Raw genomic sequence first — 25,134 nt, forward strand, 5'->3', positions numbered from 1 at the left:
GCTCGACCCTCCGCGGCGTGACGCGCACGGAGGGTCGAGTGGTCGAAATATTACTTGAGCCCGTTGGCGATCGCGGTGATGAGTTCGCCGTTGGTGGTGTCGCCGCTGGTCTCCCAGAAGAACGCACCGCCCAGACCCTGGTTCTTGGCGTAGGTCATCTTCCCGGCGATGGTGGCGGGGGTGTCGTAGCTCCACCAGTTGCCGTTGCAGAAGCCGTACGCCGTGCCGCCGACGGTGCCGGTGGCCGGGCACTTGGTCTTGAGGACCTTGTAGTCGTCGATCCCGGCCTCGTAGGTGCCCTGGGCCGCGCCGGTGGCGGTGCCGCCCGGAGCCGCCTGGGTCACGCCGGTCCAGCCGCGGCCGTAGAAGCCGATGCCCAGCAGCAGCTTGCTGGCCGGGATCCCCTTGGCCTTGAACTTCTGGATCGCCGCGTCGGAGTTGAAGCCGGCCTGGGGGATGCCGGTGTAGGAGGTGAGGGGCGAGTGCGGAGCCGTCGGACCCTGGGCGTTGAACGCGCCGAAGTAGTCGTACGTCATCGGCATGAGCCAGTTCAGGTCGTTGATGGCCCCGGCGTAGTCGGCGGCGTCGATCTTGCCGCCGTTGGAGCCGTCGGCCGTGGTGGCCGCGGTGATCAGGGCGCTGGAGCCGAACTTGGAGCGCAGCGCGGAGATGATGTTCTTGAACGCCGCCGGGCCGCTGGTGTCACAGGTCAGGCCACAGGCGTTGGGGTACTCCCAGTCGATGTCGATGCCGTCGAACACGTCGGCCCAGCGCGGGTCCTCGACCAGGTTGTAGCAGGAGTCGGCGAACGCGGCCGGGTTCTGCGCGGCCTGGGTGAAGCCGCCGGACCAGGTCCAGCCGCCGAAGGACCAGATGACCTTGATGTTCGGGTAGGCCTTCTTCAGCTTGCGCAGCTGGTTGAAGTTGCCGCGCAGCGGCTGGTCCCAGGTGTCGGCCACGCCGTCGACGCTCTGGTCGGCGGTGTAGGCCTTGTCGTAGTCGGCGTAGGAGTCGCCGATCGTGCACCTGCCGCCGGTGGTGTTGCCGAAGGCGTACAGGATGTGCGTCAGCTTCTGCGCGGAGCCGTTGGTGACCAGGTTCTTCACGTGGAAGTTACGGCCGTAGACGCCCCACTGGGTGAAGTAGCCGACGATCTTCTTGCCGCCGGGCGGCTGGACGGTCGGGGTGACCGTCGGGGTCGGCGTCGGCGTCGGCGTCACCGTGGGGGTGACCGTCGGCGTCGGGGTGGGGGTCGGGTCCGTGGTCCCGCCGCCGCTGCAGGGGGCGCCGTTGAGCTTGCAGTTCAGCACGCCGGAGATCCCGCCGCCCGTGCCGTTGAAGCCGAAGCTCGTCGAGGCGCCCGCGGCCAGCGCGCCGTTCCACGCCTTGTTGACGAAGGTGTAGTGGTTGCCGCTCTTCGTCAGGTCGGCGTCCCAGGAGGAGCCGATGGACGTGCCGGAGGGGAGGTCGAACTCCACCTTCCAGCTCGTCAGCGCGCTTGTTCCGGCCTTCACGACGACCTTGCCCTCGAAGCCGGAGCCCCAGTTCGAGGAGGTTGAATAGGTCGCGGTGGCGGGTGTGGCGGCCGTCGCGGTACCGATTCCCAGGGGAACCAGCAGCGCTGCCGCCGCGATGAAGGAGCCGATGGTAATTCGTCGCAAGGGTCGCTCCAGGTCAGAGAGTGCCTAGCCCCCGTATTCATAGGAAAGTTTCCTATTAGTTTCCAGAGCGTAGGTCTCCGGTGCACCGACGGTCAATGCCTTGTTCGCGGATATAAGGCCGATTTAAGGTTTTTGGCGGTGCGCCCGGCCCGCCCGGTGCGCCCAGGGATGTCCGGGGGCAGAGAGGTGCCCCCGGGACGCTGGAGTCCGTCCCGGGGGCACCGGTGTGTGTCGCGGAGGCGAGGGGAATCTGGCCTGGCGGTGGGGAGCGCGGACGCGGACGCCGCCGGAAGGGCGCCCCTGTCAGGCCGGGGCGCCCCCGTCAGGCCGGCGTGGCCTCGTCACGGTCGGCGGCCGGGGCGAGCGTGGGGGGCGGCTCGGCCGCCGCCTCCAGCCGCTCCACGGCCATCTCCCGCTCCGTGGCCCGGACGGTCTCCGCCGCCTGCTCCTCGATGACGACCGGCTTCGGGACACCGGCGTGGCGCAGCCAGATGGCGCCCAGCGGCGGGACGCTCAGCGTGGCCGAGTACGGCAGGCCGTGGCGCGCCTCCTCGACGGCCTCGACACTGCCGAGGTTGCCCACGCCGCTGCCCGCGTAGTCGTAGGCGTCGGTGTTGAGCACCTCCTCCCACCGGCCCGGGAAGGGCAGCCCGAGGCGGTACTCCTGGTGGGGCGCGCCGGAGAAGTTGGCCACGCAGGCCACCGCCGAACCGTCCTCGGCGTAGCGGAGGAAGGAGAACGTGTTGCCCAGCGCGTCGTCGGCGTCGATCCAGCGGAAACCCTCCGGGGAGGTGTCCAGGCTCCACAGCGCGGGGGATTCCCGGTAGACCCGGTTGAGGTCGCGGACCAGCCGCTGCACGCCCCGGTGGCCGTCGAAGTCCAGCACCCACCAGTCGAGGCCGCGCTCCTCCGACCACTCCGAGCCCTGCCCGAACTCGCACCCCATGAACAGGAGCTGCTTGCCCGGGTGCGCCCACATGAAGGCGTAGAGCGCGCGCAGGTTCGCGAACCGCTGCCACTCGTCACCGGACATCTTGCCGAGCAGCGACCCCTTGCCGTGCACCACCTCGTCGTGCGACAGCGGCAGCACGAAGTTCTCCGAGTACGCGTACATCAAGGAGAACGTCATCTGGTGGTGGTGGTACTGCCGGAAGACCGGCTCGTGCTTGAGGTAGGCCAGGGTGTCGTGCATCCAGCCCATGTTCCACTTGAACCCGAAGCCGAGCCCGCCCAGGTGGACCGGGCGGGAGACGCCCGGCCACGCGGTCGACTCCTCGGCGATGGTCACGATGCCCGGTGCCTCGCGGTAGGCGACCGCGTTCATCTCCTTGAGGAACGCGACGGCGTCGAGGTTCTCCCGGCCGCCGTACTCGTTGGGCGTCCACTCGCCCTCGCGCCGCGAGTAGTCCAGGTAGAGCATCGAGGCGACCGCGTCGACGCGCAGCCCGTCGACGTGGAACTCGCGCAGCCAGTACACCGCGTTGGCGACCAGGAAGTTGCGCACCTCCCGGCGGCCGAAGTCGAAGATGTAGGTGCCCCACTCCGGGTGCTCGCCGCGCGCCGGGTCGGCGTGCTCGTACAGCGGGGTGCCGTCGAACCGGGCCAGCGCCCAGTCGTCCATCGGGAAGTGCGCGGGCACCCAGTCGACCAGCACGCCGATGCCCGCGGCGTGCAGGCTGTCGACCAGGTGGCGGAAGTCGTCGGGGGAGCCGAAGCGGGACGTCGGCGCGTAGTAGGACGTCACCTGGTAGCCCCACGACCCGCCGAACGGGTGCTCGGCCACCGGCATGAGCTCCACGTGGGTGAAGCCCATCTCCTTCACGTACTCGACGAGCTCGACGGCCAGTTCCCGGTACGACAGACCCGGCCGCCACGAGCCGAGGTGCACCTCGTAGACGCTCATCGGCTCGTGCGTCGCGCCGCCCTCGGCCCGGCGCCGCATCCACTCCTCGTCCTGCCAGGTGTACTCCGACCTCTCGATCACCGAGGCGGTCGCCGGCGGCAGCTCGGTGCGCCGGGCCATGGGGTCGGCCTTGGCCCGCCAGACACCGTCGGCGCCCAGGATGCTGAACTTGTACCGGTCACCGGGGCCCAGTCCGGGAACGAAGAGCTCCCACACGCCCGACCTGCCGAGCGAGCGCATCGGGTACGCGCCGCCGTCCCAGTGGTTGAAGTCGCCGATGACCCGGACGCCGCGGGCGTTGGGCGCCCACACGGCGAAGGCGGTGCCCTCGACGTCCTCGTGCCGCATGACCCGCGCGCCGAGGACCTCCCAGAGCCGCTCGTGCCGTCCCTCGCCGATGAGGTGCAGGTCCACCTCGCCCAGTGTGGGCCAGTGCCGGTAGGGGTCGAGGGCCTCGTACGGCTCGGTGCCGGGGTAGGAGACCCGGAGCCGGTAGTCGGGGACCTTGTCCAGGCCGGGGATCGTCACCGCGAACACGCCGTGGGCGACGTGCTCCATCTCGTGGGCCTCGCCGTCCACGATGGCCTGGACCTGCTGCGCCATCGGCCGCAAGGTCCGGATCGTCACGCCCTCGGGACCCGGATGGGACCCGAGGATCGAGTGCGGATCATGGTGTGCTCCGCCCGCGAGCCGGTCCAGGTCCAGGTGCGCGTTCATGCTTACTCCCGTAGATCGTTGGCCCCTACCTTGCCCTACTCGGGTGCTCCACCCATGCCCCTGTCCGCTATCACCATGCGCGTTGCGAAAAGTGCGGATCGGAGTGAGGTGAAAGTCACGATCGTCGGTTGTGAGGGGCCTGTCACCAGCGCTCTCCGCCGACCGTATCCGATCATGGACCGGCTCCGGCGAGGACGCTCCGGACCGGCGGCCGAACGGTCGTGCCGCTAGTACGGGTTCTTGGCGGTGACGTCGCGCGGGGTGATGCGGAACCCCTGCCAGTGGCTCGGCATCGGATCGGCGTCCTCGTCGCGCGGGACGTGGTGGAAGCCGACGTTGACCCACAGGACGGGGTCGGTGAGCCGCTCCCCGTTGGTGTAGCGGTCGACGGACCGGGCGCACCGCGGGGACGGGTTGACCGTCGCCAGGCGCTCGCAGGAGCGGTAGTCGGTGACGTAGAGGTCGGCCCGGGTGAAGGCCTCGTCCGCCGGACCGCGGTACTGGTCGCTGTCGGAGTTGTTGATCTCCCAGGAGACGGGGTGCCGGTCGGCGTTGCGCACCTTGCGGTCGACCACCCTCCACCAGCGCATCGGCTTGCTCACCGTGCCGGTCTCGGTGGTGAACGCCGTCCTGGCCAGGCGCCGGTTCGCGGTGCCGGAACCGGTGAAGTCGTACTGCTCCACCACGTCGTCGGCCCGTCCCGCCACGTCGAAGTCCAGCCGCCAGAAGACGTTGTGGGTGTGACTGGCCTCGAACCCGGTGTCGCCCACCCCGATCGGCCAGCCGTACTCGGGGGTGGTGGTGAACCCCGCGAGGGACCCGGTGGCCCCCACGCGCGGGGTGATCGAGCCGTCGTCGGCGAAGGCCCACTCGGCGAGGTAGGTGTACCAGCCGACCTGGAAGGCGGCGAAGACCACCAGCTCACGTCCCTGGGCCGTCACGTTCAGCCGGTCGGGGACCGCCTTGAGGTGGGCGTGACCCCTGGCCCTGGTCGTCACGCAGACGAACTGCTCGCGCCGCTCGCCGAGCGGGCAGTCGGCGGCCCGCAGCGGGACGGCGGTCTGGCCCAGCGACCCGATGTCGTGGTAGCGCGGGCGGCCCCGGTCGTAGGGCACGTGGATCTGGGCCAGCGAGGTGCTGCGCAGCACGGTGAGCGCGCGCTGGCCCCGGGGGGTGTAGACGACCCTGCTCAGGGTCAGCCCCTCGACGTTGCGCATCTCCCAGCAGAGCTGCCAGCGGGCCCCGTTCGGCAGGGTCTTGTCGATCCGGTACGGCGCGTTGCACGACGCCGCGGCGGCCCGGGGGGACGCGGCGGGCGCGGCGGACCCGGTGGGCGCTCCCGGTGGCGCGGCGAGGGCTCCGGCGGAGGCTTCCGGTGGCGCGGCGAGGCCCGCGGCGGGAGCCCGCGGCGCGGCGAGGGCTCCGGCGGAAGCCCGCGCGGGCGCGGTGAGGGTCACGGCGAGCAGGGCGCAGAACAGGGCGAGGCGCAGGAACACCGGTCACCACTCCAGGGTGTGGATCTTCTTGGCGGACAGGTCGACGACGATCCGGCTGGTGTCCAGCCAGGTGCCGTCGGGCAGCCGTACGAACAGCCGCAGGCACCGGTGGGTCTCGCACTGGCGCGCGGTCCCGCTCTCCCCGGACGGGGTGAAGATCAGTCCGCGCAGCCCCAGGGCCGCCGCGGACCGCAGCGGCCCGCCCCCCGCCTTGGCGTAGGCCTCGCGCAGCCCCCTGCCGAACCCGGGGTCGGCCAGCAGGAGCCCGGCCGCCACGGTCTCCTCCTCCTTGGAGGGCGGCGGCTGCACCCCCCGCTCCACGGTCTCGCGCACGACCGTGCCCCGGCCGAGGTCGACGGTCCGCACGATGAGCCGGTCGCCGCCGTAGTCGTACAGGTAGGCGTCGGCGCGGCGGTGACCGGGGGAGTCCTTGTCGTCGTCGCGCTCCACGTAGAGCAGCTTGGTCCGGCCGGCGGCCATGTGCGACCGGGAGCCGGCCGACGCGATGGCGCCGGCCCGTGCCACCTCCTGGCCGGTCAGCGGGTCCTCCAGCGCCGGCAGGCGCGCGGAGGACCCGGCGGCCCGCGACCCCTGCTCGCCGGAGACGAGCAGCCCGGCGAGCAGCATCGCCCCGGCGGCCGCGACCACCCCCGACCCCGCGGCGGCCATGACGATCAGCCTTCGTCCCATCAGCGCCCCTTTACTCACCGTTGACATTCCCTTGCGAAGGGTAGCGATCGGGGAAAGTCGTGGCGGCTTGAAAGGGGTATTGCGTCATTGGTCGTTATCGCTGGTCTTTGCGTATTCGATCCCTTTTGATGATCCGGCCTATTTCCTCCGGCCGTGCCGACTTTCGCCTTCCTCGGGGCGTTCGGGGCGTCTTTCGGTCTTGTGTGGCGTGCGAGGTTTCCGGTCGGGTGCGGGGCCTCGCGGCGCGTCCGGTGCGTACAACGGATCTGTCATTTCACCGCACGTTCTGCGGATTTCTGTCATATCCAGGATTTCGCGCGGCGCGCCGGGCGCCGTCCGTGACGCATCGGGGATTCCCCGCCGCGCCGCCGCTTCCGCGACGGCCGTCGATTCCTCATTCCGCGTCCGGGAGGAGATCCCACTCCTCCCAGGAGATGTCCCGGCCCGGCCAGCGGACCGAGGCGTACGGCCAGGAGGTGGCCAGCCAGGCGCGGACCGCCGCCTCCAGCTCCTCCTCCAGGCCGGTGCCCTCCTCCTCGTCGCGCACCCAGAACGACACGTCGGCGTCGGCTCCGCGCTTCTCCGGAGGCTCGACGTAGACGCACCCGAGCAGGCGCGACCCGTCGGGACTCGTGACCGCGTAGTTGAACGACCTGCGCAGCAGGGCCTCCTTCTGGTGCCAGGCCAGGTCGATGAGGTTCTCCTCCAGCGTCATGGTGTCCGGCGGCCAGCCGCCGCCCAGCGGGAAGCGCTCCCGCAGGCGGGCGGCGCTGCTCATCACGGCGTCGAAGTCGCGCACCGCGTCGTGCACGGTGATGGGCCGGATGTGGAACCTGGGGTGCCGGACACCCGGGGGGATCTCGTGGGTTCTCGGTAGGAACGGCATGCGCCCACCCTGGCGCGACCGTCTTGGCGCCGGCTGAATTCGCGCTTGCCCGGGGGCGTGCCCGTCCGTCCGGACGGCCGCTCCCGTCGTCCGGAGGGCCGCTCCCGCCGCCCCGAGGGCAGCTCCCGGCGTCCCGCCCGGTACGCCGGGAAGGACCGAAAACATGTCCGTTATGGAATACGGCCACGACCTTTCGGTTCCGGCGGGTGGAAGTAATGGGATGCCGCTTTCCGATTTCCCTGTCTCGCCGTGATGAAAGGATGCCGCACGGTGAAACTCCGCTCATCAACCGCAGGTCGGGAGCGTGAGTTGACAACCCATCCGGATGCGACGCTTTCCGGAGGCGGTAAAGGTGTGGATTTCTCGTGGAGCACGGTCTACCGTGAGTGAGGATTTGCGCGTCTCTCCTGCTCTGCACGCAGGTTCTCCGTCCGGGCGGCGGGGATCGGGAGAATCTCCGTAAGACCGTCTTGCTCTGGTTGGAGTGCTGTATTAGCATCCTCGATGCGAAGTGCGGAGATGTGAAGCGGTAAGGGTACGGGGACGCGAAGCACGGGGTCATCCAGTCCGATACAACGCAATCCGATCTCAACGCAGGCTCGGGCGTGCCTTTTTCAGAGGTGCGCTCCGACCTGCGCTCGACCATGCTCCAGAAACTGTTCTTCTCTTGTGGAAGGCGCTCTTGACATGACGCTCGTAGGACCGCTCGAAGAGCCCGTCTCCGTCAGGGATTCGGTGTCGGAACTGACCGCGGCATCGAGTTACCGGCCGACGGGGAATCCATATGTCGACGACACTCCATATCATCGCCCATTGGACGCCGACCGGCTTTCCAGAATCAAGTGGGATCAGCCGCTCACCGAAGAGGGATTGCTCTCGGACGACAGCCTGGTGGCCAATCGGCTGCTGATGAACATTTACGAGAGCGATGCGCTCTTTCTTCCCTCCGGCGGACTCGCCGGAAAAGAGAAGCAGTTCACCGAGTTCTACGGCCGGAAAGCACGGCTGCATTCCGATCTCGTACGGCCGGCCGTGGAGTCCTACGTCTTCGACTCCCTCGGCTCCGATGTCCGAATAAACGGACGCTGGGACTGCGACGCCCTTGAGGCGCACGTCCTGGCGGCGATCGACGAGGCGGTGAACGGGGACCGGCCGGCGCTGCGCGCGATCGAGGAGGCGGCGGACCCGCGGCGCGCGGCCGAGATGATGATCGCTCAGATGGCGCTCGACGGCCTGACCGAGGCGACCGCGATGTCGCAGAACCTCGGGGGCGCGTACGGCCCGGAGCAGAGCGAGGTCTTCAAGATCTTCATCGACGAGTTCGGCTACGGCGTCTTCGACGCCAAGCACAGCACCCTGTTCGTGGAGCTCTGCCGCAGCGTGGGCATGAGCACCGAGCCGCACCACTACTGGTTCTACTACCTGCCGAGCTGGATCGCCGGGAACAACTACTTCTACAAGGTCACCAGGAACCGCTCCCAGTTCTTCCGCTACATCGGCGGCATGGCCTTCCTGGAGGCGACGTTCGCCCCGTCCTTCGCGGCCATGACCAAGACCTACCGCGCGGTCTACGGCGACGGGATCGACACCCGGTACTTCGACGAGCACGCCCACATCGACCAGCACCACGGCAGGATGGCGGTGTACGACCTCCTGCTGCCGCTCGCCCGCAAGCACGGCGACTACGCCGTCCGCGAGCTGTTGCGCGGCATCGAGGACGTCCGCGCCCTGGGGCGGCTCAACGACGCCGACCTGATCGGGCAGCTCTCCTGGCGACCGGAGGTCGTGACCGCGGACACCGGCCGCGACGGACAGGACGAACCGTGCGAGATCGACGCCGGCACGCCGTTCGAGACGATGATCAGCGACCACGACATGACCGTCTCGGTGCTGGACGGCACCGCCGAGCTGCACTGGAGCGCCACCGGCGGGCCGCTGGAGGTGGCCGCGGGCCAGGCGGTGCGCGTCCCCAAGGGGCGGCTCCACGGCCTGCGGGCCGGTGCGGGCGCCACGATCGCCTTCACCCGGTCGCCGGCGCGGGCCGGCTCGTGAGCGCCCGCGTCCGGGTGGAACTCGAATGGCCCCGGCACAACGCCGTGCGCGCCGGTGACGAGACCTACTTCTTCCTGGAGCGGGCCGGTTCCGTCCACCTGATCCACAGCCGCTGCCCGCACCGCGGCGGCCCGCTCCATCTCGGCGAGATCGAGGCCGAACGGTTGCGCTGCCCCTGGCACGGCAGCACCTTTCGCGTCGACCGCCTCTGTGACCGCGCTGTCCCCACGATCCAGCGAGGTTCCAGTGTCGTCGCCTACCTGCCGGCCGACGCCGGCGAGGCGGTTCCGGTACAGCAGATCGTGTTCGCGAGCTAAGGGCGATCCATGACATCCATCATCAAGAACGTCGAGGGCTCACCGAACGACTCCGAGGCCGAGTCGCTCTTCTGGGACGAGGTCGTCGGTTCCGAGGCCATGCTGAAGCACGGCATGGACGCGCTGAACCGGCGGGACTACGCCACCGCCGCCAACCTGTTCGCGGGGGCGGGCGGTGCCCGGCCCGGATACGGCCCGGCCAACCTCCTGTTCAACCGCGCGGTGCGTCAGCTCGTGCCGCGCTGGCACTTCGCGATGCTCAACGACCAGGCCCGCAACGAGGCCTACCGCAAGGCCATCTCGGCCGTCGTGCGGCCCGGCGACCTCGTGCTGGACATCGGGACCGGAGCCGGGCTGCTGTCCCTGCTCGCCATCGAGGCCGGCGCCGGCATGGTGGTCACCTGCGAGATGGAACCGGTCATCGCCGCCATCGCCCGCCGGACCATGGCCGTGAACGGCGTGGACTCGCGGGTGAAGGTGGTGGAGGCGAAGTCGACGGACCTGCGGGTCGGCGTCGACCTGCCGCGTCCGGCGGACGTGCTGGTCACCGAGATCTTCGACTGCGGACTGCTCGGCGAGGGCGCCCTGCCGAGCATCGAGCACGCCCGCCAGGAACTGCTGCGGCCGGACGCCGCCATCGTGCCGCAGGGCGCCCGGTTGTGGGGGCGGCTGGTCGAGAGCGAGGACCTGTTCGCCCACAACCACGTGGACACCGTCTACGACTTCGACATGACGCTCTTCCAGCAGTTCAGGTCGATGGAGTACTTCTCCACCTATCTCACCGGCTACCGGCACCGGCTGCTCGGCGAGGCGTTCCCGCTGTTCGACTTCGACTTCCGTACCGGCAAGTGCGAGCAGGAGCGCCTCATCCCGGCGCCGGTGTCGGCCGACGGGACCTGCCACGCGATCGTCATGTGGTTCGAGCTCGACCTGGCCGGCGGCGTCACACTGTCCAACGGCATCGAGGACCACGGGACGCACTGGCGGCAGGCGGTGCAGACCTTCGAGCGGCCCCTGTCCTGCCGCGCCGGCGAGCCGCTGCGGCTGCTCGTCTCCCACGACAACGACCGGGTGCTGGTGCGGCCCGAGCCTCTCGGTGCCACCGCGGCCGAAGAGTCCGTTTCCGGACACAGGTAGCCGACAACCACCGAGGATGGGCGGGCGTCCACCGTCGTCCCCGTACCTCCGCCCATTTTGAGGAGAAGATGAGTACCACGGCTGATTCATCCAAGGAACTGCGCAAGACCCTGACCATCAGCCGGGGCGTCGGCCTGGCGGTCAGCATGATCGTCGGCAGTGGATTGCTGGTGTTGCCGGGGCTCGCGTACGCCTCCGTCGGATCCGCGGCGGTCTTCGCCTGGGTCGCGGCGGCGATCATGGTGATCCCCCTGCTGCTGGTCTTCTCGAAGCTCGGCTCGCGCTACCCCAGCGCGGGCGGGGTGATCGGCTTCATGCAGGCCGCCTTCGGAAGGAGCGTCGCCTCGCCCGTCGCCTACGTGCTGCTCGGCGCCACGGCGTGCGGCGGGGCGGCGATGGCGATCACCGGGGGCAACTACACGGCGGTGCTGCTCGGCATGCCCGACGCCGTCTTCCCGGCGACGCTGGGTTACCTGGCGCTGGTGGCGGTGCTGAACGCCCTGGGGTCGCGCCTGGCGGGCGGGGTCCAGACGGTCGTCACCGCGCTGCTGGTGCTGCTCATCGCGGTCGTCGCGGCCGTACCGTTCATCACGCCCGGCTTCGAGACACCGGGCACGGTGACGCTGCCGATGAGCTGGCTCGACCTGCTCCCCGCGGTCGGACTGGTCTTCTTCGCCTTCACCGGCTGGGAACTGGTCGCCTCGACCACCGAGGAGTACCACAACCCCCGGCGCGACCTGCCGCTGGTGCTGATCATCTCCTTCGTCGTCATCGTGGTCCTGTACGTGGGCATCGCCACCGCGGTGCAGGTGTCCCTGGACCCGAACGACCCGATGGTCCGCCAGGCGCCGGTGGCGGCGGTCCTGCGGCAGGTCTTCGGCGCCGCCGCCGGGACCGCGGCCGCGGTGCTCGGCGCCCTGATCGTCTTCGCGACGCTGATGGGCGGCACCTGGGCGACCTCGCGGATCGTGTTCGCCACCGCGCGGGAGCGCCTGCTGCCCGCGCGGCTGACCGCCTGCAACAAGGTCAACGGTGCCCCCGTCGCCGCCATCGTGGTCGCCGTCCTGATGTTCGGCACGGTCGTGGTCCTGTACGGCGCCGAGGTGCTCACGCTCGACCAGGTCTTCCGGCTGTCGGCGGTGAACTTCATCATCGGCTACGCCATGTCGGCCCTGGCGTACGGCAAGCTGTTCAAGGGCCCGAGGAATCTGCTGCTGGTGGTGCTGGCGTGCGCCCCGGTGGTGGTGCTCCTGATCGGCTTCGGCTGGATGCTGCTCTACCCCCTGGCGCTCCTGGTCGCCGGCACGGTGGTGCACGTGCTGACCGCCGAGAAGGACCCGGTGCCGGTGGCACCCCCGGCCGACTGAGAGCACGTCGCGGCCGCACCGGCCCGGAAGTTCACGGGCCGGTGCGGCGTCGGGCCAGGAGCTCGCGGGCCAGGGCCTCGCCCCACCACTGTTCGACCCGGTCGGGGGACCAGCCACGCTCGCCGGTGAGCGTGGCGTAGACGTCGATGTTGCACATGGCCCCGTAGACGTCGACGGCCGACGGCACGTCCAGGCCGTGCCGCAGAACGCCGGCCGGCCAGGAGGAGAACACCAGCACGCGGGTCTCGTCACCCCGCCTGCGGCCGTCCTCGTAGGCCGCCGCCAGCTCCGGCTCGGTGCGGGCCGCCTCGCGCACCAGCGAGATGACGTCCCCCGCCCGCTCGAACAGCCGCCGGTCGTAGGCGGCCATCGCCGCCAGGTGCCGCTCGGGGACCGTCGTGCTCTCCAGCTCCTCCAGCATCCTCGGCACGTCGGCCGACAGGTCGGCCGCGTCCGCCAGGGCCCGGGTCAGACCCGCCTTGTTCCCGTACGTCGCGTAGACCGTCGGCGCGGAGACGCCCGCCTCGCGGGCGACCTCCCGGACGGTCGTCACCGCCCACCCCCGGGAGACGAACAGCCGGAGGGCGGCGTCGGCGATCGCCGTCCGTGTCTCCCGCGCCTGCGCCGCCCGGCGCAACGAGTCGTAACGACGCCGTTCCGGCTCTGAGCTCACTGCCCCTCCGCTACTTTACGATGCTTATAATGAATATATGCCACGTCAGCCATTCGCGGAGTCCTCGCCGGGCTTCTCGCGCGTCACCGGCGCCGCCGCCCTCGGGTTCGCCGTCGCGATCGTCCTCGCCAACGCGGTCATGGTGCCCGCGGGACTTCCGCTCACCGGAGCCGAGATCGGCGCGGTCGACACCTTCTTCGGAACCGAAGGCGGCGCCGTCGCCGTCGCGTCGGCGCTCACCCCCGCCGCCTGGGTGCTGGCCACGCTGTTCGGCGCGGGTGCGGTCTCCGCGCTGCGGCGCTCCGAACGCGACCGGGGCGAGGCCTGGTCCCTGGTCGGATTCACCGGCCTGGCGCTGCAGAACGTCACGTTCGCCGGGGTCGTCGCGATCCGCCTGGCACTCTCGGCGACGACCGGCGACGATGGCACCACGACCGGGGGACTGTGGGCCCTGCACGACGCGCTGTTCACCCTCAACGGCACCTTCCTGGCACTCGCCCTCCTCGGCCTGTCGGTGGCGGGCCTGCGTGCCGGCGTCATCCGGACCTGGCACGGCACCCTCGGGCTGGTGTCGGCCGCGCTGCTGTTCGTCTCGGCCACGCTCACCCCTCTGATCATCGACCACACCGGTCCCCTCGGGCTCCTCGGCCTCGCCGGCTGGTCGATGTGGGTGATCTGGATCCTCGCGTACGGCGTCACCCTGATCCGCCTGAACCCGGCGCGGTGACGACACGGTGACGACGCGCCGCGCGGCCCGGACGCGGGGATCCGGCGCTAGTACGGCAGGTAGTAGCTGAGCACGTCGGCGGTGAGCGGCGGGAACAGCGCGCGGAACAGCTCACGGTCGGGACCGGGGTAGACGTCGGGCCTGATCCGGGACAGCCCGTCCATCCCGTGCGGGCCGAACAGCAGGGCCGCCAGGTGGTCGGGCGCCACCCCGGCGCCGCCTTCGGCCCCGGGCCCCTGCATCGTGCCGCCGGCGACGACCTCGCCCAGGCCGTCGGCGCGGACGGGTATCCGGTGGTGGGCGCCGAAGGTGGAGATGACGATGTCACGGCCGGTACGGTCGATCCCGGCCGCGACGAGGCGGCGCCACAGCACCGGTCGCAACCGGGTCAGCAGTGCCGTCACGTCCGGGACACGGAGGTAGTACTGCTCGGCCTCGGTCCGCCGCCCGTCGGAGAACAGGTCGCTCCAGGCCGCCGCGGTCACCGTGCCGGCCCGCTCCACGGCCCGTACCCGCCCGCCGGGGACGAGGGCGGCCACGCCACGGAGCAGATCCAGCGCCGCCGCCCCGTCGAGCGCGGCGGCCTCGGCCAGGAGCACCTCGCCGTCGTCCGGCGGTGTGGTGCGCCCGGTGGCGACGACGCCACCTGCGACGCCACCGACGCCTGCGCCGCCGACGCCGCCACTGACGCCACTGACGCCGCCGACGTCGTCGGTGCCGGCACCGCCGCGCTCCACCACCCAGGTCGTGCTCGCCTCGTGGGCCAGCAACCACCGCCGGCGCGGCGCCGAATGCGGCACGGCCACGTCGAACCGGCTCTGCGCCGACTCCTGCAACGCCGTCATCGCGGGGATGTCCGAGGGCCGGGCGGCTCGTAGCGCCGGTGAGCGGGCGTCGCCGGCCGGCGGGACGCGCACGAGCGGCGCGGGCGGTATGCCGACGGCGTACTCGTACCCGAACAGCCGGTAGAAGTACGGTATGCCGATCATCATCTGCAGGACGTGGCCCCGGGCGGCGGAGCGCTCGTGCGCCCACCCCATCAGGGCCCGCACGAGCCCGCGGCCCTCGTACTCCCGGTGGGTGGCCACCAGCTCGACCTGACCGGCGGGAAGCCGCACGTCGGCGAGACGCGTCTCCTCGTCCAGGAGCGTCGCGGTGGAGACGATCCGGTCACCGTCGGCGACCACGGCGCACGACGCCCATCCGGCGTCGGGATCGGTCACGACCAGCCGGTGGTCGAGGGCGTCGGCGGGCTCCCCGCGGTCGGTGAGAAGCGCCCCGATCTGGTCGAGGTCGGCCGGACGCGCCTGTCTCAGGACGAGGCCACCGGGCAGCGGGACCGGCGGGGGAGTAGGGGTCACGGTCACGGGGGGACTGTCCCACCGCCCGGACGGCCCGTCCACCGCTTTTCCGCGACCGGCCATGCCCCCCGGGGGACTCGCGGGGTCTCCCGGACCGGCTCCCGGGCTCCGGGGACGAACCTCCGCCCGGTGTACGGCGGGGCCTCACGGGTAGCACCGGACCGGGCCGGGATTCGCCGGTTCGCCGGGGCCGCGCGTCTCACCCCCTTCCCGGGCACCGCTCCCGTCTTCCGGGCACCGCCCCCGGCGGGACACGCGGAACACCCGGGCGGAGCGGGACGTGCGGACGAGGCGGAACGGCACACCACACGACGAACAGGAAAAGGACGACAACCATGGCACTGGTCGATCGAGACGACGTCCGCGAGCTGCTGACGTCGCCGGACCCCGACGCGACGCTGATCTTCGTCGGGGGCGCGTGCCGGGTCGTCCCGGCGGACCAGGTCGAGGGACTGGTCGTCGTCAGCCGCCGCGAGCTGCAGGGCCAGCTCAGCGAGGGCGGGGGCGAGGGCGAGGGCCGGAACGAGGGCCAGGGTAACGAGGGCCAGGGTCGGGTCGGGGGCCGAGGCGGGGGCGGGGCGGGCGCCGGCGCGGCCGGCGAGGTGAGCGACGAGCGGCTCGACGAGCTGGCGCACCGGCTGGACACCGTGGTCCGTGAGCTCGGTGGCTGACCGGCTCCCCGCGGGGCGGGAGTCCTGGTGGCGTACCGCCGCCATCTACCAGGTCTACCTGCGCAGCTTCGCCGACGGCGACGGTGACGGCGTCGGGGACCTGGCGGGGCTGCGCGACCGTCTGCCCTACCTGGCGGAGCTTGGCGTGGACGCGGTGTGGATCACCCCGTGGTACCCGTCGCCGATGGTCGACGGCGGCTACGACGTGGCCGACCACCGCGACATCGACCCGCTCTTCGGCACGCTCGCCGACGCCGAGGCGCTGATCGAGGAGGCCCACGCGCTGGGCGTCAGGATCGTCATCGACATCGTGCCCAACCACTGCTCCGACCGGCACCCGTGGTTCCAGGAGGCGCTCGCGGCCGGGCCGGGGTCGCCCGCGCGCGAGCGGTTCTGGTTCCACGCCGGGGACGGGCCGCCGAACGACTGGCCCGCGGCCTTCGGCGGGCGCGCGTGGACCCGGGTGGCGGACGGCGAGTGGTACCTGCACCTGTACGCGCCCGAGCAGCCCGACCTCAACTGGAACCATCCCGACGTGCACGCGGACTTCGAGCGCACCCTGCGGTTCTGGTTCGACCGCGGGGTGGACGGCTTCCGGATCGACGTCGCCCCCGCCCTGGTGAAGGCCGAGGGGCTGCCCGACCTGGCCGGCTACCGGGGGCATCTGCCCTGGAAGGACCAGGAGGCGGTGCACGGGATCTACCGCGCGTGGCGGGCGGTGGCCGACTCCTACCCGGGCGAGCGGATCTTCGTGGGCGAGATCTGGCTGCCCGACCAGGCGCGCATCGCGCGCTACCTGCGGCCGGACGAGCTGCACACGGCCTTCAACTTCGCCATGCTCACCTGCGCCTGGGACGCGGGCGACCTGCGCGAGGTGATCGACACGACGCTGACCGAGCACGCGCGGGTGGGCGCCCCGCCGACCTGGGTGCTGTCCAACCACGACGTCCCCCGCCTCGTCACCCGCTACGGCCGGGCGGACACCACCTTCGGCCCCCGCTACTTCGCGGACGTGCACGGCACGCCCGCCGACCTCGAACTCGGCACCCGGCGCGCCAGGGCCGCCGCGCTGCTGAGCACCGCCCTGCCCGGCGGCGTGTACGTCTACCAGGGCGAGGAGCTCGGCCTGCCCGGCGTCGAGGACCTGCCGCCGGAGGTGCTGCGGGATCCGACGTGGACCCGCTCCGGCCACACGGTCAAGGGCCGCGACGGCTCCCGGGTTCCGCTGCCCTGGTCGGGTACGGAGCCGCCGTTCGGGTTCGGTACGGGCGAGCCCTGGCTGCCGCAACCCGCCGGATGGGCCGCGCGCACCGCCGAGGCGCAGGCCGCGGACCCGGACTCGACGCTCGCCCTCTACCGCGCGGCCCTGCACGCCCGGCGCGGCGTCACCGGCGACGTGACCTGGATCGACGCCCCGCCGGACGTGCTGGCCTTCTCCAGGGACGCGGGCTTCACCTGCGTGATCAACCTCTCCGGCGACGCGGTGGCGCTGCCGCCGTACGAGAGCGTCGTGCTGGCGAGCGGTCCGCTGGACGACGGGCGGCTGCCTCCCGACACCGGGGTGTGGCTCCTGCGCTGAGCGAGGCCGCGGGGTGCGGCTCCCGCGCAGGGCGGGGTCACCCGAGGAGGCGACGGTGTCCTGGTGATCACCGGCACGGGGCCGGCGGAAGAGGCGGCGGCGTTCTCGTGATCACCGGTACGGGGTCACCGGGAACGGCCGGCGGTGCTCTCGCGGATCACCAGCCGGTGCGGGGTCACGATCCTGCGCGCCGGAGGGAGGCCGGCCGGAGGAGCGGCCTCCGGGGCGGTCCGGGGAGCACCGGGGGCCGGGCGCCTGAGCCGGTCGGCCAGGCAGGAGACGGCCTGCCGGGCGATCTCCGCCTTGTCCGGGGCCACGGTGGTCAGCGAGGGGGTGGCGTACCGGCCGTCCTCGATGTCGTCGAACCCGCACACCGCGAGGTCCCCCGGCACGGTCAGGCCGCGTTCCAGTGCCACCCGCAGCGCGCCCAGGGCGAGCTGGTCGCTGAAGCAGACGACCGCGTCCGGGGCGTGCCCCTCGTCCAGCAGCCGCCCCATCGCCCGCGCCCCGTCGGCCCGGTGCAGGGCGTCCACCGGCACCTCGAGCGCGGGGTCGTGGGGGGCGCCGGCGTCGCGCAGCGCGCGCCGGTATCCCGCCACCCGCTGCCGGGCCGTGCCGTTGGCCAGGTGCGGCTGCACGCCGATCGCGGCGATCCGGCGCCGGCCCAGGCCGATCAGGTGCCCGGTGGCCTCGGCGGAGGCGGCCACCGAGTCCACGCTCACGTGGTCGATCAGCCCGGCGGCGTCCTGCTCGCCGAGCAGGACCATGGGCACGGCGTCGGCGCGCCGCCGCAGGTCGGCGGGGGACAGGCCCCAGGGGCTCATGATCAGTCCGTCGATCATCTGGCCGGGCATGCCCTCGAGCAGCCGGCGCTCGCGGTCGGGGTCGCCGTCGGTCTGGTCCACCAGCAACGTCCAGGAGTGTTCCTGCGCCTCCTGGACCAGCAGGGAGGCCAGCTCACCGAAGTACGGTGAGTCGATCTCCGGGATGACCAGCCCGACGAGCCCGGACCGGCCGCCGCGCAGCCGACGCGCCGCCGCGTTCGGGCGGTACTGCAGTTCCTCGAGGGCCTCCAGCACGCGCCGCCGGGTCTCCGGGGCGACGAGCGGGAAGTCGTTGACGACGTTCGACACCGTGCGCACCGAGACCCCGGCTCGTGCCGCCACCTCCTTCAGGCCGGCCATCGCCCCTCCTTCTTCGCGTCCGCCTCGTCCCCGGCCGTGATCGGCCTCGCCCGCGCGGACGGGCCGCGCGTGTCGCGACGTCCGGCACCCGGCGATCGCGACCGCTGTCCGCCACGGGACCCGGGGTCGTCACCGATCAACGATCCTATTCTGCCGGAAGCTGTTGCAGCGTTGCATGCAACGCTGCAACATAGAGGGAAACGGTAGAGGAGGAGAGTGCCATGACCGACACGACGCATCAGGCGACGGCCCCGGCGACGACCGGCGAGGGGCTCGCGGGGCCCGTACGGCCGGGCTGGAAGAACGCGCACGTGGACGAGGCGGCCACGGCCGAGGCCGTGGCCGCCCTCTACGGTGACGGCATCACGGCCCGCAGGGGCGCCTTCGACGCGGCCTGGGTGGACCGGGTCGCCGAGGACATCGACGCCGCCTTCCACGAGGCGCGCGCCCGCGAGGGCGGCGCGGTGGGCCGCGGCCCGAACCGGTTCTACGTCGAGATCCACCCCGAGCAACTGCGCGGCTTCGTCGACCTGGTCACCCACCCGTGGGTGGTCGCGGTCTGCACGGCCGTGCTCGGCCCCCGGTACGAGATCGTCGAGCTGGGCTTCGACGTGCCGTTCGCCGGGGCGGTCGACCAGCCGTGGCACCGCGACTTCCCGATGCCCGAGGAGACCCGGGCGCACCGCAGGCTCACCTCCCTGGCGTTCAACCTCACCGCCGTGGACACCGAGCCCGACATGGGCCCCTTCGAGATCGCCCCGGGCACCCAGTGGGACGACGAGCCGTCGTTCGACCACGGCATGTTCCCGCCCCGGGACACCTGGTCGCGGTACTTCGAGCGCGCGACCCGCAAGTACCCTCAGCGCGGCGACATCTCGGCCCGCTCGGCCCTGACGATCCACCGGGGCACGGTCAACCGCTCGGAGAAGGCCCGCCCCGTGCTCGTCCTGGGCGTCGACGCCCCCGGCGCGGGCAACGCCGCCCACCACGACATGGCGGTCACCCGCGGGTACCGGGAGAGCCTGCCGCAACTGGTGCGCGACCACCTGCCCTGCCCGGTGGTGGAGAAGCTGGTGCCGATCACGCAGAAGCACACGATCGAGGGCCTGGTGATGGGGGAGGCGTGAGCCCTCCGGCCGAGGGCCCTCCGGTCGAGGGCCCTCCGGACCACACCGGTCGCGGGCCGGTCGCGGGCCGGTCGTGACCGCCCGGTCGCGGGCCGCGGCCCGCCGGCGTCAGCGGCCCATCTGGAAGGCCGACATCGGGATGTGCATCCAGGCCGGCCGGTTGCGGGCCTCGTAGAGGACCTCGTAGGCGGCCTTGTCCAGCTCCAGGGCGCGGAGCAGGACGGCGTCCTCGGCGCGCAGGTGGCCGCCCCCGGCGGAGTAGCCGGCCAGGAACGACGAGCGGTTCAGCTCGGCCCACTCCACCGCGCGGGGGCGCAGCTCGTCGGCGTTGGAGTGGTCGGCCAGCAGATGGCGGGCGGCGTAGTCGAAGGAGCGCAGCATGCCGGCCACGTCCCGCAGCGGGGAGGCCAGGGCCCGGCGCTCGGCCATGGGCTGCCCGGGCTCGCCCTCGAAGTCCAGGACGATCCAGTCGGTGGTGGTGCGCATCACCTGGCCCAGGTGGTAGTCGCCGTGCACGCGCTGGACCCGCGTCTCGGAGGCCACGTCGGCGACGCGCTGGTAGGCCTCCTCGGCCACGTGGGCGTGCTCGCCCAGCTCGGGCACCTCCTGGACCGCGGCGGCCAGGCGGCGGCGGAACTCCTCGACCATCCGCTTGACCTCCTGCGGCTCGATCGTCTCCGTCGGGAAGGCGGTGGCGAGCTCGTGGTGGATCTGGGCGGTGGTGATCCCCAGGCGGTAGGCCTCGGAGCTGAAGTCGCCGCCCGCGTCGGAGGCCGACCCCTCCAGCGCCCCGTACAGGTCGCGGACGCTGGCCAGTGCCAGGGCCCAGCCGTCGTTGGCGTTCGGCAGGAACTCCTGCATCATCGCCAGCGTGGTGGGCTCGCCGTCGAGGTCGGCCTCGATCCAGCCGTACGGGCGGGCGATGTGCTCGCCGCCCCGGCGGGCCAGGGCGGTGACGATCTCCAGCTCGGGGTTGACCCCGGCGTTCAGGCGGCGGAAAAGCTTGCAGATGTAGGTCTCGCCGTAGACCAGCGAGGTGTTGGACTGCTCGGCGCCCAGCACCAGGCTCCGCAGGGAGGTGTCGATCTCCGCGCCCTCGACGTGGCGGAAGCGCAGCGGCCCCGAGTCGCGGCCCTCGGCCATGCCCTCCAGCAGGGTCACGGTGAGGTCGGCGTCGTAGGCGGCGTCGTAGTACCCCTCGCCGATGTGGGCGGCCTTGAAGTGGGCCCAGTCCGGTGCCTCGCTGCCCAGCAGGAGCTGGTAGCGGTCGCGGGCACCGGCCTGGTGGACCGAGATGATCAGGTGGCGCAGGCGGGGTGAGAGCTCGACGTCCGAGTCGACGACGAGATCGTCGATCGGGCGCCCCTTACCGGCGAACCATCGCTGGTGGGTGATCCAACCGGTAAGGAGCTCCGTCAACACGGCGTTACGCCTCCTGGGACGCGGGCGGCAAGGTGAACCAGTAGAACCCATGCCCAGGAAGCGTCAAAAGATACGGAAGTTCGCCGATTGAAGGGAAGGGGACGCCGCCCATCGTCTCCACCGGTACGGAACCCTCGAAACGGCGGAGGTCGAGCTCCACCGGCTGGGGGAACCGTGACAGGTTGTTGACGCAGAGCATACGGTCGTCGCCCAGCTCCCGGACGAACGCCAGGACGCTCGGGTTGGAGGAGTTCAGCTCGGTGAACTCGCCCAGGCCGAAGACCGGGTGACGCTTGCGGATGTCGATCATCCGCTTGGTCCAGTGCAGCAGCGAGCCCGCGCTGCGCTGCTGGGCCTCGACGTTGAGCGCCTGGAAACCGTAGATCGGGTCCATGATGACCGGCAGGTAGAGCCGGCCCGGGTCGCACTCGGAGAATCCCGCGTTGCGGTCCGGGCTCCACTGCATCGGGGTGCGGACGCCGTCGCGGTCGCCCAGCCAGATGTTGTCGCCCATCCCGATCTCGTCGCCGTAGTAGAGCACGGGAGATCCCGGCAGGGAGAGCAGCAGCGCCGTGAACAGCTCGATCTGGTTGCGGTCGTTCTCCAGCAGCGGGGCCAGCCGCCGCCGGATGCCGACGTTGGCCCGCATCCGCGGGTCCTTGGCGTACTCCGAGTACATGTAGTCGCGCTCGTCGTCGGTCACCATCTCGAGCGTGAGCTCGTCGTGGTTGCGCAGGAAGATGCCCCACTGGCAGTTCTCCGGGATCTTCGGCGTCTGGGCCATGATCTCGGAGATGGGGTAGCGCGACTCCCGCCTGACCGCCATGAAGATGCGCGGCATCAGCGGGAAGTGGAACGCCATGTGGCACTCGTCGCCCCCGGTTGCGGGGTCGCCGAAGTACTCCACCACGTCGGCGGGCCACTGGTTGGCCTCGGCCAGCAGCACCCGGTCGGGGTAGAGCCGGTCGACCTCGGCCCTGACCCGCTTGAGGTACTCGTGGGTGCGGGGCAGGTTCTCGCAGTTGGTGCCGTCGACCTCGAACAGGTACGGGATGGCGTCCATCCGGAAGCCGTCGATGCCGAGGTCCAGCCAGAAGCGCAGGACCTCCAGCATCGCGTCCTGGACGTCGGGGTTCTCGTAGTTCAGGTCGGGCTGGTGGCTGAAGAAGCGGTGCCAGTAGTACTGCCCGCGCACCGGGTCGTGGGTCCAGTTCGACGTCTCGGTGTCGACGAAGATGATCCGGGCGTCCTTGTAGAGCTCGTCGTTGTCGTTCCAGACGTAGAAGTCGCCGAACGGCCCCTCGGGGTCGTGCCGGGAGGCCTGGAACCACGGGTGCTGGTCACTGGTGTGGTTCATCACCAGGTCGGCGATGACCCGCATGCCGCGCTTGTGCGCCTCGTCGACCAGTTTCACGAAGTCCCCGAGGTCGCCGAAGTCCGGCAGGATCTTCATGAAGTCGGCGATGTCGTACCCGCCGTCACGCAACGGCGACTCGTACAACGGCAGCAGCCAGAGGCAGTCGACGCCCAGCCACTGGAGATAGTCCAGTTTCTGGATGAGACCGCGGATGTCTCCGGTGCCGTCGCCGTTGGAATCGGCGAAGCCCCGGATGAGAACCTCGTAGAAGACGGCACGCTTGAACCAGTACGGATCGCGCGGCTTTTCCTCGTCGAAGGTGTTCGGGATGGGCTCGTGTAGCTGACTCACCAGTGGACTCCCCGCTGTTCTGCCGGTATACGCGTACCCGGCCGGCTCACCGCTGGTTCGCCGCCGCGGCACGCAGAGTGAAGACGTGCGCTGGGTGGATGTGGGGATCGAGGCGCACGTAGTTGTCCTGCCGCCAGCGGTACGACTCGCCCGACAGTTCGTCGTCCACGACGAACTCGGCTTGCCAGTCGAGACCGAGGGCCGGCATGTCCAGCGACACCGTCGCCTCATGGGTGTGGTGCGGGTCCAGGTTCACGACAACGAGGACCACATCGCCCAGGCCGTGCCGTCGTGTGGCCGTGTCGTAGGCGCCGGGCAGCCGCTTGGAGAAGCAGACCACGTCCGGATTGTTGACGCTGTGAAAACGTAGGTTACGCAGTTCCTGGAGCGCCGGGTGGGCTCTTCGGAACAAGTTGAGTTGCGTGATGAGCGGGGCCAGGCTATGGCCCTCTCGTTCGGCCGCTTCCCAATCTCGGGGTCTGTACTGGTATTTCTCACTATCCAGGTATTCTTCACTGCCTGGTCTTACCGGGACATTCTCCGCAAGTTCGTATCCGGCGTACACGCCCCAGGTCGGCATGGACGTGGCCGCGAGTATGGCTCTGATCCGAAATGCCGGGACTCCCCCGTGTTGCAGGTATTCGTGGAGAATATCAGGGGTGTTCACGAACACGTTCGGTCGCATGTAGTGCGACGTCTCATGGGAGAGCTCGCCCAGGTATTCTTCCACGTCCGCGCGGGAGTTCTTCCACGTGTAGTACGTGTACGACTGGTGGAAGCCGACCTTGGCCAGCATCCGCATCATCGCCGGCCGGGTGAACGCCTCGGCCAGGAAGAGCACGTCCGGGTCGGTGGTGTGGATGTCGGCCAGCAGCTTCTCCCAGAAGGAGACCGGCTTGGTGTGCGGGTTGTCCACCCGGAAGATCCGCACCCCGTGGTCCATCCAGAGCCGCACCACCCGCCTGATCTCCTCGTAGATCCCCTTGGGGTCCTTGTCGAAGTTCAGCGGGTAGATGTCCTGGTACTTCTTGGGCGGGTTCTCGGCGTAGGCGATCGAGCCGTCGGCGCGGATGTTGAACCACTCCGGGTGCTCCTTGACCCACGGGTGGTCGGGCGCGCACTGCAGGGCGAGGTCGATGGCGACCTCCATGCCCAGCTCGCGGGTCTTGGCCACGAAGGCGTCGAAGTCGTCGAACGTGCCCAGGTCCGGGTGGATGGCGTCGTGGCCGCCCTCGGCCGAGCCGATCGCCCAGGGCGAGCCCGGGTCGTACGGCTCAGGCGTCAGGGTGTTGTTGCGCCCCTTGCGGAAACTGTGCCCGATCGGGTGGATCGGCGGCAGGTAGACGACGTCGAAGCCCATCCTCGCCACGGCGGGCAGGCGTTCGGCCGCGGTGGCGAAGGTCCCGGACTTGGGGGCGACACCGTGTTCGACGATCGCGCCCTCGGAGCGCGGGAAGAACTCGTACCACGACCCGAACAGCGCCCTGCGGCGGTGGACCAGGATCGTGCGCGGGGCCGAGCGCGTCACCAGGTCCCGCAGCGGGTGGGCGCGCAGCAGCGCCGCCGTCTCCGGGGCCTGCGCGACGCTGAACCGGGCGCGCGGGTCGATGCCGGTGTCGCGCAGCCGGGCGGCCACCGCCTGGAGCGCGGCGCGGTGCCCGCAGACGTGCTGTTCCGGGGCGACCTCGGGCTTCTTGGCCCGCCCGCCCTTGCGGCCCGCCGCCGTGGCGGTCCCCCCGGCGGTCCCCCCGGCGGTCGCCACGGCGGCGGCCCCTCCGGCGGTCGCCACGGTGGCGGCCAGCGGAGCGGTCACCGGGCGGCAGTCGGCCGGGCGGACGGCCTTGGCCGCGCGCTCGAAGAGACGGGCCCCCTCCTCGCACATCAGGTCGGCGTCCAGATCCCGAGGGATCTTGATGGCCGCGTCGTGCAGCCAGGTGGCCATGGGGTCGCCCCACGCCTCCACGCGGAAGCGCCACTCGCCCTCGGTGGGCAGCGTCACCTCCACGCCCCAGCGGTCGGTGCCGGGATTGAGCTCGGCCATGGGCAGCAACGGGCCGCGTACCTTGCCGGGGCCGGTCAGCACCACGCCCGCGGCGACCGCGTCGTGTCCCTCACGGAACACGGTCGCGGAGATCTCGAAGGTCTCACCCGCGGCGGCCTTCGCGGGGCGGCGCCCGCAATCGACCGTGGGGTGGATGTCCTGAATGGGAATTCGTCCGATCATCGCGTCTCAAGGTAGCGGCGGCACGCCCGGTGCCGCCGGGGAAGTCAGCAAGGAAGATCTTCGTTTTTCAAGCGTTCCCGGCGGCCGTCCTCGGGCAGGGTTGAACCCTGCCCAGCTGGGACGGCCGGTTCCCGAGGGCAGTGCGGCTGGCTCGTATGTCCGGTGCCCCAATAGTCCATCTTCATGCGTGGCTCTGGATAGAGTGCGAGACCTCTTACTCTCCGGCGAGCCG

The 25,134-nt window shown here is 71.0% G+C and carries 19 protein-coding genes; 8 read left to right on the forward strand and 11 right to left on the reverse strand.

Annotated features, from left to right (window positions below; genetic code table 11):
• Positions 1 to 50 precede the first annotated feature (50 nt).
• From AB0G16_RS06695 to AB0G16_RS06715, 5 genes are all read right to left on the reverse strand, one after another.
• A complete protein-coding gene (locus AB0G16_RS06695) occupies positions 51 to 1,661 on the reverse strand; it encodes a glycosyl hydrolase family 18 protein (protein WP_362799712.1) in 1,611 nt (536 codons plus the stop codon).
• A 322-nt stretch (positions 1,662 to 1,983) separates the two neighbouring features.
• Positions 1,984 to 4,281, reverse strand: a complete 2,298-nt coding sequence (gene glgB, locus AB0G16_RS06700; RefSeq protein WP_362799715.1) for a 1,4-alpha-glucan branching protein GlgB — start codon at positions 4,279 to 4,281, stop codon at positions 1,984 to 1,986.
• A 227-nt stretch (positions 4,282 to 4,508) separates the two neighbouring features.
• Entirely contained in the window at positions 4,509 to 5,777 is a 1,269-nt protein-coding gene (locus tag AB0G16_RS06705; protein WP_362799718.1) for a copper amine oxidase, read from the reverse strand.
• Positions 5,778 to 5,780: 3 nt separating this feature from the next.
• Complete coding sequence (locus AB0G16_RS06710; protein WP_362799720.1) at positions 5,781 to 6,467, reverse strand: hypothetical protein; 687 nt, start codon at positions 6,465 to 6,467, stop codon at positions 5,781 to 5,783.
• Positions 6,468 to 6,861: 394 nt separating this feature from the next.
• A complete protein-coding gene (locus AB0G16_RS06715; protein WP_362799723.1) occupies positions 6,862 to 7,353 on the reverse strand; it encodes a GNAT family N-acetyltransferase in 492 nt (163 codons plus the stop codon).
• 813 nt (positions 7,354 to 8,166) lie between these two features.
• On the opposite strand from AB0G16_RS06715, the gene AB0G16_RS06720 reads away from it, so the two are divergent.
• From AB0G16_RS06720 to AB0G16_RS06735, 4 genes are all read left to right on the forward strand, one after another.
• Positions 8,167 to 9,405, forward strand: coding sequence for an iron-containing redox enzyme family protein (locus AB0G16_RS06720; RefSeq protein WP_362799726.1), 1,239 nt, complete (start codon positions 8,167 to 8,169; stop codon positions 9,403 to 9,405).
• Positions 9,402 to 9,722 carry a Rieske (2Fe-2S) protein gene (locus AB0G16_RS06725; RefSeq protein ID WP_362799729.1) on the forward strand — a complete coding sequence of 107 codons (321 nt, stop codon included), beginning with the start codon at positions 9,402 to 9,404 and terminating at the stop codon, positions 9,720 to 9,722. Before AB0G16_RS06720 ends, AB0G16_RS06725 begins: the two co-directional genes overlap by 4 nt.
• Before the next feature lie 9 nt (positions 9,723 to 9,731).
• Entirely contained in the window at positions 9,732 to 10,859 is a 1,128-nt protein-coding gene (locus AB0G16_RS06730; protein ID WP_362799732.1) for a 50S ribosomal protein L11 methyltransferase, read from the forward strand.
• 68 nt (positions 10,860 to 10,927) lie between these two features.
• Entirely contained in the window at positions 10,928 to 12,226 is a 1,299-nt protein-coding gene (locus AB0G16_RS06735; protein WP_362799735.1) for an amino acid permease, read from the forward strand.
• A 31-nt stretch (positions 12,227 to 12,257) separates the two neighbouring features.
• Here the strand turns inward: AB0G16_RS06735 and AB0G16_RS06740 are convergent, their stop codons facing one another.
• The gene (locus tag AB0G16_RS06740; protein ID WP_362799738.1) at positions 12,258 to 12,899 is read right to left on the reverse strand and encodes a helix-turn-helix domain-containing protein; all 642 of its coding nucleotides are present in this window, start codon (positions 12,897 to 12,899) and stop codon (positions 12,258 to 12,260) included.
• Positions 12,900 to 12,936: 37 nt separating this feature from the next.
• Between AB0G16_RS06740 and AB0G16_RS06745 the strand changes: the two genes are divergently transcribed.
• Entirely contained in the window at positions 12,937 to 13,626 is a 690-nt protein-coding gene (locus AB0G16_RS06745; RefSeq protein WP_362799741.1) for a hypothetical protein, read from the forward strand.
• A 47-nt stretch (positions 13,627 to 13,673) separates the two neighbouring features.
• Here AB0G16_RS06745 and AB0G16_RS06750 read toward each other — a convergent pair whose 3' ends face one another.
• A complete protein-coding gene (locus AB0G16_RS06750) occupies positions 13,674 to 14,993 on the reverse strand; it encodes a GNAT family N-acetyltransferase (RefSeq protein WP_362799743.1) in 1,320 nt (439 codons plus the stop codon).
• Positions 14,994 to 15,322: 329 nt separating this feature from the next.
• Here AB0G16_RS06750 and AB0G16_RS06755 point away from each other — a divergent pair, with 329 nt between their 5' ends.
• Both AB0G16_RS06755 and AB0G16_RS06760 read left to right on the forward strand, forming a co-directional pair.
• Positions 15,323 to 15,658, forward strand: a complete 336-nt coding sequence (locus tag AB0G16_RS06755) for a hypothetical protein (RefSeq protein ID WP_362799746.1) — start codon at positions 15,323 to 15,325, stop codon at positions 15,656 to 15,658.
• On the forward strand, positions 15,642 to 17,237 hold the full coding sequence (locus tag AB0G16_RS06760; protein WP_362799749.1) for a glycoside hydrolase family 13 protein: 1,596 nt from the start codon (positions 15,642 to 15,644) through the stop codon (positions 17,235 to 17,237). The genes AB0G16_RS06755 and AB0G16_RS06760 overlap by 17 nt, the downstream gene beginning before the upstream one ends.
• Before the next feature lie 125 nt (positions 17,238 to 17,362).
• Here the strand turns inward: AB0G16_RS06760 and AB0G16_RS06765 are convergent, their stop codons facing one another.
• Positions 17,363 to 18,421 (reverse strand): LacI family DNA-binding transcriptional regulator, encoded by a 1,059-nt coding sequence (locus tag AB0G16_RS06765; RefSeq protein ID WP_362799751.1) that lies wholly within the window; start codon positions 18,419 to 18,421, stop codon positions 17,363 to 17,365.
• A gap of 221 nt (positions 18,422 to 18,642) precedes the next feature.
• On the opposite strand from AB0G16_RS06765, the gene AB0G16_RS06770 reads away from it, so the two are divergent.
• Positions 18,643 to 19,548, forward strand: a complete 906-nt coding sequence (locus AB0G16_RS06770) for a phytanoyl-CoA dioxygenase family protein (RefSeq protein WP_362799754.1) — start codon at positions 18,643 to 18,645, stop codon at positions 19,546 to 19,548.
• 108 nt (positions 19,549 to 19,656) lie between these two features.
• On the opposite strand, the gene AB0G16_RS06775 is transcribed toward AB0G16_RS06770, so the two are convergent.
• The 3 genes from AB0G16_RS06775 to AB0G16_RS06785 are packed head-to-tail and all read right to left on the reverse strand — an operon-like array spanning position 19,657 to position 24,902.
• Entirely contained in the window at positions 19,657 to 20,970 is a 1,314-nt protein-coding gene (locus AB0G16_RS06775; RefSeq protein WP_362799757.1) for a phosphotransferase, read from the reverse strand.
• 4 nt (positions 20,971 to 20,974) lie between these two features.
• On the reverse strand, positions 20,975 to 22,678 hold the full coding sequence (gene treS, locus AB0G16_RS06780; protein ID WP_344893948.1) for a maltose alpha-D-glucosyltransferase: 1,704 nt from the start codon (positions 22,676 to 22,678) through the stop codon (positions 20,975 to 20,977).
• Between the two features lie 46 nt (positions 22,679 to 22,724).
• Positions 22,725 to 24,902 (reverse strand): alpha-1,4-glucan--maltose-1-phosphate maltosyltransferase, encoded by a 2,178-nt coding sequence (locus AB0G16_RS06785; protein WP_362799761.1) that lies wholly within the window; start codon positions 24,900 to 24,902, stop codon positions 22,725 to 22,727.
• Between the last annotated feature and the right edge of the window lie 232 nt (positions 24,903 to 25,134).

The sequence above is a fragment of the Streptosporangium sp. NPDC023615 genome, from assembly GCF_040640155.1.
GTDB lineage: Bacteria > Actinomycetota > Actinomycetes > Streptosporangiales > Streptosporangiaceae > Streptosporangium.

Bases quoted from the DNA above. Each gene is read 5' to 3' on its own strand.
- glgB (WP_362799715.1), bottom strand. From the start codon at position 4,281: ATGAACGCGCACCTGGACCTGGACCGGCTCGCGGGCGGAGCACACCAT.
- AB0G16_RS06710 (WP_362799720.1), bottom strand. From the start codon at position 6,467: ATGGGACGAAGGCTGATCGTCATGGCCGCCGCGGGGTCGGGGGTGGTC.
- AB0G16_RS06715 (WP_362799723.1), bottom strand. From the start codon at position 7,353: ATGCCGTTCCTACCGAGAACCCACGAGATCCCCCCGGGTGTCCGGCAC.
- AB0G16_RS06730 (WP_362799732.1), top strand. From the start codon at position 9,732: ATGACATCCATCATCAAGAACGTCGAGGGCTCACCGAACGACTCCGAG.
- AB0G16_RS06735 (WP_362799735.1), top strand. From the start codon at position 10,928: ATGAGTACCACGGCTGATTCATCCAAGGAACTGCGCAAGACCCTGACC.
- AB0G16_RS06745 (WP_362799741.1), top strand. From the start codon at position 12,937: ATGCCACGTCAGCCATTCGCGGAGTCCTCGCCGGGCTTCTCGCGCGTC.
- AB0G16_RS06755 (WP_362799746.1), top strand. From the start codon at position 15,323: ATGGCACTGGTCGATCGAGACGACGTCCGCGAGCTGCTGACGTCGCCG.
- AB0G16_RS06765 (WP_362799751.1), bottom strand. From the start codon at position 18,421: ATGGCCGGCCTGAAGGAGGTGGCGGCACGAGCCGGGGTCTCGGTGCGC.
- AB0G16_RS06770 (WP_362799754.1), top strand. From the start codon at position 18,643: ATGACCGACACGACGCATCAGGCGACGGCCCCGGCGACGACCGGCGAG.
- AB0G16_RS06785 (WP_362799761.1), bottom strand. From the start codon at position 24,902: ATGATCGGACGAATTCCCATTCAGGACATCCACCCCACGGTCGATTGC.